The organism is Rhodococcus sp. EPR-147, assembly GCF_001647185.1.
Classification (GTDB): Bacteria; Actinomycetota; Actinomycetes; order Mycobacteriales; family Mycobacteriaceae; genus Rhodococcoides.
In genome coordinates, this window is sequence record NZ_LVCU01000276.1 from 1 (window position 1) to 7541 (window position 7541).

Sequence of the window (7541 nt, forward strand, 5' to 3'; positions counted from 1 at the left end):
CAGACGACCACCTGTTCGGTCTGAGGCGGGTTTCCCCACCAGGCGTCGTTCGCCACGAGCACCAGACCGTCCTCGGCGGTGTAGGACTCGACCCGGTACGGGCCGGCCGACGGCAACAGCGAGGTGTCGATCGAACCCGGCGTCAGGGTCCATCCGGTGTTCCAGAAGTCGGCGATGCGGCGCACCACGTCGTCGTCCTCGGCCAGGATGGGATCGACGACGTTCGGCACGCCTGCGACCCGGGCCGCGACATGCGCCGGTAGCAGATCGGTGGCACCGAACAGCGCTCGCCAGTTCTGGTAGCTGCGGCCGGATGCGAAGACGACGGTGGCTTCCTTGGCCCCCGGAACGCACTCGATGCGCTCGATGTCGGAGTACCCGGCCGTCGACGCCGCGTCGAACATGGGGCGGTCGGTGGCGAACCTTCCGCTGTTCGCCGCCCAGGCCAACACCAGGTCGTCGCAGGCCATCGGCGCACCGTCCGAGTACGTCGCGGCCGGGGCGATGGAGTACTGCACGGTCAGGGTGTCACCGGGTACCACCGACACTGTTCCGATGTCGTTGTCCGACAACGCGTCTCCCTCGGGCCCGAGGTAGCTGAAGCCCACCTGCACCCGGGTGAACGCCTGCCGGGCTCCCGACGCCGCGCCGTCGACGGTTCTGGCGTTGTACGTGTTCACCACGTTTTCGAACGAGTAGCCGATCGAGGGCACCTTGTCCTCGGGCGACGAACACGCCGTGATGGACACCGCGCCGACACTCGCTGCCACCAGTGCCGCGCTCCACCGTCGTTTCACGTGCACTCTCCGTCCCTGTCGAAGGTGGTCTACCGACGCTTCTTGTTTCGTTTCCCGGTGGGGCGGTTGCCCGGCTGGGGAGCAGACGACTTCGGAGTGGCCACGCCGACCGCCACCGGCTCCGGAGCGAGACCGGCCGCGCGAGCTGCCGCCTCGGCGCGCTTGGAGTGGACCTTGCGGGTGTGGACTGCGACGGGGCCCCACTTCTCCTTGAGCGTCACCAGCAGCGGAGTGGCGAAGAAGATCGACGAGTAGGCACCGACGATCATGCCGACCAGCTGTACCAGCGCCAGATCCTTGAGCGTGCCCACTCCGAGTAGCCACACCGCGATGATCATCAGTGCGATCACCGGGAGAACACCGATCACGGTGGTGTTGATCGAGCGCATCAGGGTCTGGTTGACGGCCAGGTTCGCCTGTTCGGCGTAGGTCTTGCGATGCAGGTTGAGGATGCCCCGGGTGTTCTCCTCGACCTTGTCGAACACCACCACGGAGTCGTACAGGGAGAAGCCGAGGATCGTCAGCAGACCGATGACCGTCGCAGGCGTCACCTCGAATCCGACGAGCGAGTACACACCTGCGGTCACCAGAAGGTCGAAGGCCAGGGCAGCCAGAGCCGCCAACGCCATGTCTCGCTCGTATCGGACCGCGATGTAGATACTGACTATGACCAGGAAGACCACGAGTGCGATCAGGGCCTTCTGGGTGATCTGACTGCCCCAGGTCTCACTGACGTCGGACACGCTGATGGCATTCGGGGTCGCGGTACCCGAGTTGTCCTGCGGCTGGAAGGCCTCGAACAACGCCTGGCGAAGGGTGTCCACTTCGGCGGGGTCGAGAGCTTCGGAGCGAATCTGCACCGTCGCTGCGGCACCCGAACCGACGGTCTGTACCGACACCGGCGGCATGCCGAGCGAGTCGTCGTAGACGGTTTCGACCTGCTCGGTGGAGATGTTGTCGGCGGCGGGCAGCGCGATCCGGGTTCCGCCCTCGAAATCGATACCGAGGGTGAAGCCGCGGACGAGGAAGCTCAGCAGGCACACCAGCACGATGACGCCGGTGAGGATGTAGTAGAACCGGCGACGACCGACGATGTCGAAGGCACCGGTGCCGGTGTACAACCTGGAAAACCAGCTGTGCTTCGGCTGGGTGGATTGATCGACGCCCGAATCGTCGAGGGGCGATGGGGTCGACGTGGTCGTGTCCGACATGTCATGCCTCCTTCGACGGCGCAGTGCCGGTCTTGACGGCGAGTGCCTTGTTGGCCGCGCGCTTGCGTTCGAGCGCGATCTGCTGGACGGCACCGAGTCCGTTGACCGACGGCTTGGACCAGAACGTGGATTTCGACGCCAGGTACACCAGCGGCCATGTCACCAGCACCACGACGATGATGTCCAGGATCGTCGTCAGTCCGAGGGTGAATGCGAAGCCGCGAACCTGACCGACGGCCAACACGTACAGCACCGCGGCAGCGATGAAGCTGACCGCGTTGCCGGACAGGATCGTCTTGCGTGCGCGTGCCCAACCACGAGGAACCGCCGAGCGGAAGCTGCGGCCCTCCCGGATCTCGTCCTTGATGCGCTCGAAGAACACCACGAACGAGTCCGCGGTCATACCGATACCGATGATCAGGCCTGCGATTCCTGCCAGGTCCAGCGTGAAGCTGATCCATCTGCCCAACAGAACGATGATTCCGTAGACGACGAGACCGGCCAGCGCCAACGACAGCGCCGTGAGCAGCCCGAGGGCACGGTAGTAGAGCAGGCAGTAGACCAACACCAGCGCCAGTCCGATGGCACCTGCGAGCAGTCCGGCTTCCAGCGAGGCCAATCCCAGTGTGGCCGAGACAGTTTCGGCCTCGGAGGACACGAAGGACAGCGGCAGTGAGCCGTACTTGAGGGTGTTGGCCAGCTCCGAGGAGGTCTGAGCATTGAAGTTGCCGGTGATCGAGGTGGCGCTGCCGGCTGGGGTGGCTCCCTGAATGACCGGTGCACTGATCACCTTGGAGTCCAATACGAACGCAGCCTGCTTCTGCAGGTTGGCCGCGGTGAACTGAGCCCAGGTGTTCGAGCCCTCCGTATCGAACGTCAGGCTCACCTGGAACTGTGCCTGCTGACTGTCGAAGCCGGAGGTCGCGTCGGCTATCTGCTGACCGTCGATGATCGTCGGACCGAGTAGGTAGACGGCCGTTCCATCGGTCGAGCATGCGACGAGGGGAAGAGCGGGATCGTCGTTGCCTGCGAGCGGGTCGGCGGCGTTGCAGTCGAGGGACTGCATCGCGAGTTGTTGGACCTGCTGGTCTTCGCTCTGCCGCAGTGCCTTCGCGTCGGCGATCTCCTGGGCGGCACGATCGGCGTCGGACAGAGAAGCGTCGGTGGCGGGGTCCTCGGCCGGTGCGTCGGTGGCCGGTGCATCCGTGGCAGGTGCATCAGTGGCGGGAGCGGGAGTCGGATCGACTGCAGACGGATCCTGCGCCGGGAACACACGTTGCTGCGGAGTGGCCGGATCTGCGGGTGCAGCCGGATCCGCGGAAGCAGCAGGGTCTGCCGGTGCCGCAGGATCGACCGGCGCGGCCGGGTCGACCGGGGTCTGCTGCGTGGCTGCACCCTCGCCCGTCGACGGAGCAACGGATCCGATCACGGGACGGATGAACAGTCGCGCGGTCTGCCCGAGGGTGCGCGCCTGAGAGCTGTCGTCGCCGGGCACCGTGATGACGAGGTTGTCGCCGTCGATGACCACCTCGGAGCCGGAGACACCGAGACCGTTGACGCGGGTCTCGATGATCTGCTGCGCCTGCTGCAAGCTGTCCTGCGTCGGTGCGTTGCCGTCGGGGGTCCGCGCGGTGAGTGTCACGCGCGTGCCGCCCTGCAGGTCGATTCCCAACTTCGGCGAGGGGTCTTTGTCTCCGGTGAAGAAGACCATGGCGTACACCGCTGCCATCAGCACCGCGAAAACGGCGAGATAGCGGGCGGGTTGCACCGGTCCGCTGGAAGGTGCCACGGTGTGTGTTTCTCCTCTGAGGCGATGGAAAATGTCGGTTCCTGCAGGGCCTGGCGGCCCGCTGTGTCAGCGGTGAGCGGTGCGATTGTGCACCACATCGGTCACCGCAGAGAAAACCGCTGCCGGATACTGTCTCCGACAGCGGTTGTCGATCACATCGAGCTCACTCTTTTTCGAGCCTCTTCGCCGTCTGCTCGACGGTCTCGTCCGGCCGGGCCGCGTCTGTCTTGCTCAGCGACGGTCCCGCGGTGTTGTTCGAGCCGAGGGCCGCGATGTCCGCCTCGGTGGTGGCGTCGATGTCGGTGTCGTCGAACTCGAACTCGGAATCGTCGGGCAGCACCTCACGCACGACTGCGCGCGACCACGTGGTGATGACGCCGTCGGCGATCTCGAGGTCGATCGTGTCGTCCTCGACCAGGACGACGCGGGCGTACAGACCGGCGGTGGTGACGACCTCGTCGCCGATCTTCAGCGAGTCCTGCATTTCCGTGGTCTTGGCCAACACCTTCTTCTGTCGACGCGCATTGAGAAACAGCGGTACCAGAAGGGCCACGATCAGCAGCGGAAACAGCAAATCCATCGGAAGGTCAGTCCTCGAAGTCGGGTTCGATATACGTCATTGTCTCGTGCGAGAACGCCGCCGGTGCGGGCCTCGCAGCTACCCAGTGTGCCATTACCTGGAACCGGTCCGGTCCGTTCGTGTCCTGTTGTGCCCGATTCATTCGAATAATCCCTGCTGGACCTCCGAGGATCGGACCGAAATCCCACCCACTGCGAGGTCCGGTGGCGGTGTCAGACCGAGGTGTTGCCACGCAGCAGCGGTCGCCACGCGCCCGCGGGGGGTGCGGGCGATCATTCCGGCACGCACCAGAAACGGCTCGCACACTTCCTCGACCGTCGACGGTTCCTCGCCGACGGCGACGGCCAGTGTCGATACACCCACCGGCCCACCGCCGAAGCTTCGGATGAGCGCGCTGAGTACCGCGCGATCGAGTCGGTCGAGCCCGAGCTTGTCGACGTCGTAGACCACCAGCGCGGCCTTCGCGGTGTCCTGGGTGACGGTGCCGTCGCCGCGCACGTCCGCGTAGTCACGAACTCGCCGAAGCAGTCGGTTCGCGATTCTGGGGGTGCCGCGCGAACGACCGGCGATTTCCGCGCAGCCGTCCCGGTCGATCGGTACGCCCAGAATTCCCGCCGACCGCATGAGGATGCGCTCGAGTTCGCTGGGCTCGTAGAAGTCCATGTGCGCCACGAATCCGAAGCGATCTCGCAGCGGCCCGGTGAGCGCACCCGACCTGGTGGTGGCACCGACGAGGGTGAACGGTGCCACCTCGAGTGGAATCGACGTCGCTCCCGGCCCCTTGCCGACGATGACGTCGACGCGGAAATCCTCCATCGCCAGGTACAGCATCTCCTCGGCCGGGCGGGCGATGCGATGGATCTCGTCGATGAACAGCACGTCCCCCTCGACCAGATTGCTGAGCATCGCCGCGAGATCGCCTGCCCGCTCGAGCGCCGGACCCGACGTGAGCCGCAGCGAGGTTCCCAGCTCGGCGGCGATGATCATTGCCATGCTGGTCTTGCCGAGTCCCGGCGGACCGGACATCAGGATGTGATCGGGGGTTCCCCCGCGCATCTTGGCACCCGACAACACGAGCTGGAGCTGCTCTCGCACGCGCGGTTGACCGATGAAATCGGTGAGATTCTTCGGACGCAGACTCGTCTCGACATCCAGATCGTCGGACATCGCGTCCGCACCGACCTGGGATTCGGCGAACTGGTCGTCCTCGGTCACCCGGGCCTACCTGGACTTTCCGAGGTACGCCAGCGCCGACCTCAACGCGGTCGACGTCGTGGCCTCGGGCTGCTGGGCGAGCACCGCATCGGTGGCTTCCTCGGCCTGCTTGGTGGGGAATCCGAGACCGATCAGCGCTTCGACGATCTGGTCTCGCATCGAGTTGCCGGCACCGGACCCCGGCACGGCTGCGCTTCCGGCGCGCCCGACCACCGCGTCGACCTTGTCGCGCAACTCGACGACCATTCTCTCCGCGCCGCGCTTCCCGATACCGGGCACCCTGGTCAGAGCTCCGATATCACTGTCCGCCAACGCAGTTCGCAGCGCATCGGGCTCGTGTACGGCAAGAGTCGCCATGGCGATTCGCGGGCCGACGCCGGTCACGGTGAGGAGCAACTCGAACAGCTCACGCGACTCCTTGTCGGGGAACCCGTACAGCGTCTGCGAATCCTCGCGCACGATCATGGTCGTCAGGAGGGTCGCTTCGCTCCCCCGGTGCAGCGTGGCCAACGTCGCCGGAGTGGCATTGACCCGGTACCCGACGCCCGCGGCCTCGAGCACGGCGTGATCGAGCGCGATGTCAACCACCGAACCCCTGATCGACGCGATCATCGTGCGCCCGCCTCCTTCTTGGCCATTTTCTCGATCCTGCGTGCCACGACGGCGCGAGCCTTGCGCTCCTCGGCCAGACGCGCGTCGTACTTGCGTTTCTGCTCGGCGGCCATGGCTTCGGCCTTCGCCATCCGCGCGATCATGGGTGCTCGCCAGCAGTGACAGATACCGAGGGCCAAAGCGTCGGCCGCATCGGCGGGAGTCGGTGCAGTCTGCAGTCCGAGAATGCGCATGACCATGGCGGTCACCTGAGCCTTGTCGGCCGAACCGTTGCCCGTGACGGCCGCCTTGACCTCACTGGGAGTGTGAAAGCAGACGTCGACGCCACGCCTGGCCGCTGCGAGGGCGATGACGCCACCGGCCTGGGCCGTGCCCATGGCCGTGCGAACGTTGTGTTGAGCGAACACTCGCTCGATCGCCACCACCGAGGGCTTGTGGGTATCGAGCCAGTATTCCGCCGCCTCGGAAATCCGCAGCAGACGCTGCGCGAGGTCCATGTCCGCGGGCGTTCGCACCACATCGACATCGAGCGCAACCACCGTTCGGCCCACACCGCCCTCGATCAGACTGAGCCCACACCTGGTGAGACCGGGGTCGACACCCATCACCCGCACGCCACCACACCTTCCGCTTACGAACTGTTGTTCGATAGCGTAGCGGAGCCCCCGTCGGATCAGGGATACGACACCCGGTCGATCACGTCGTCGGATGCGAGGGGCGTCAGTCCTCGGCGTCGAGCTCGGCCATGACCTCGTCGGAGAGGTCGACGTTGGACCACACGTTCTGGACGTCGTCGCTGTCTTCGAGTGCATCGATGAGCTTGAACACCTTGCGTGCACCGTCCGCGTCGACCGGGACGTTCACCGACGCCTGGAAGCTCGCCTCGGCCGAGTCGTAGTCGATTCCGGCCTCCTGCAACGCGGTGCGCACGGCGCCCAGGTCGGTCGGCTCGCTGACGACCTCGAACGTGTCGCCGTTGTCGTTGACTTCCTCGGCACCGGCTTCGAGAACGGCCATCAGGACGTCGTCCTCGCTCTGACCGTTCTTCTCCAGGGTCACCACACCCTTGCGCGAGAACAGGTACGACACCGAACCCGGGTCGGCCATGTTCCCGCCGTTACGGGTCATCGCGACACGAACCTCGCCTGCGGCGCGGTTGCGGTTGTCGGTGAGGCACTCGATGAGGATGGCGACACCGTTGGGTCCGTAGCCCTCGTACATGATGGTCTGCCAATCGGCCCCGCCGGTCTCCTCGCCTGCACCTCGCTTGCGCGCCCGCTCGATGTTGTCGATGGGCACCGAGGTCTTCTTCGCCTTCTGAATGGCGTCGAAGAGCG

Annotated in this window: 8 protein-coding genes; all 8 read right to left on the minus strand. The window is 65.7% G+C overall.

Annotated elements, in window-relative coordinates:
• Window positions 1-803: ABC transporter substrate-binding protein (locus A2J02_RS13115; protein WP_231911452.1), on the minus strand; the 803-nt coding region annotated here is incomplete at its 3' end.
• 23 nt (window positions 804-826) lie between these two features.
• Window positions 827-2008: a protein translocase subunit SecF gene (gene secF, locus A2J02_RS13120; RefSeq protein WP_068050589.1), complete on the minus strand. Its 1182-nt coding sequence runs from the start codon at window positions 2006-2008 to the stop codon at window positions 827-829.
• A gap of 1 nt (window position 2009) precedes the next feature.
• Window positions 2010-3797, minus strand: coding sequence for a protein translocase subunit SecD (secD, locus tag A2J02_RS13125; protein WP_068050590.1), 1788 nt, complete (start codon window positions 3795-3797; stop codon window positions 2010-2012).
• 163 nt (window positions 3798-3960) lie between these two features.
• The gene (gene yajC / locus A2J02_RS13130) at window positions 3961-4377 is read right to left on the minus strand and encodes a preprotein translocase subunit YajC (protein WP_068050591.1); all 417 of its coding nucleotides are present in this window, start codon (window positions 4375-4377) and stop codon (window positions 3961-3963) included.
• Between the two features lie 138 nt (window positions 4378-4515).
• Window positions 4516-5544: a Holliday junction branch migration DNA helicase RuvB gene (gene ruvB / locus A2J02_RS13135; protein ID WP_052047563.1), complete on the minus strand. Its 1029-nt coding sequence runs from the start codon at window positions 5542-5544 to the stop codon at window positions 4516-4518.
• 54 nt (window positions 5545-5598) lie between these two features.
• Window positions 5599-6204, minus strand: a complete 606-nt coding sequence (gene ruvA / locus A2J02_RS13140) for a Holliday junction branch migration protein RuvA (RefSeq protein WP_068050592.1) — start codon at window positions 6202-6204, stop codon at window positions 5599-5601.
• Complete coding sequence (ruvC, locus tag A2J02_RS13145; protein WP_037189428.1) at window positions 6201-6818, minus strand: crossover junction endodeoxyribonuclease RuvC; 618 nt, start codon at window positions 6816-6818, stop codon at window positions 6201-6203. Before ruvC ends, ruvA begins: the two co-directional genes overlap by 4 nt.
• Before the next feature lie 106 nt (window positions 6819-6924).
• The coding region (locus tag A2J02_RS13150) for a YebC/PmpR family DNA-binding transcriptional regulator (RefSeq protein WP_068050593.1) at window positions 6925-7541 on the minus strand (617 nt) is incomplete at its 5' end.

Excerpts from the sequence above, each read along its gene's own strand:
- ruvA (WP_068050592.1), bottom strand. The coding sequence starts at position 6,204 with ATGATCGCGTCGATCAGGGGTTCGGTGGTTGACATCGCGCTCGATCAC.
- ruvB (WP_052047563.1), bottom strand. The coding sequence starts at position 5,544 with ATGTCCGACGATCTGGATGTCGAGACGAGTCTGCGTCCGAAGAATCTC.
- secF (WP_068050589.1), bottom strand. The coding sequence starts at position 2,008 with ATGTCGGACACGACCACGTCGACCCCATCGCCCCTCGACGATTCGGGC.
- yajC (WP_068050591.1), bottom strand. The coding sequence starts at position 4,377 with ATGGATTTGCTGTTTCCGCTGCTGATCGTGGCCCTTCTGGTACCGCTG.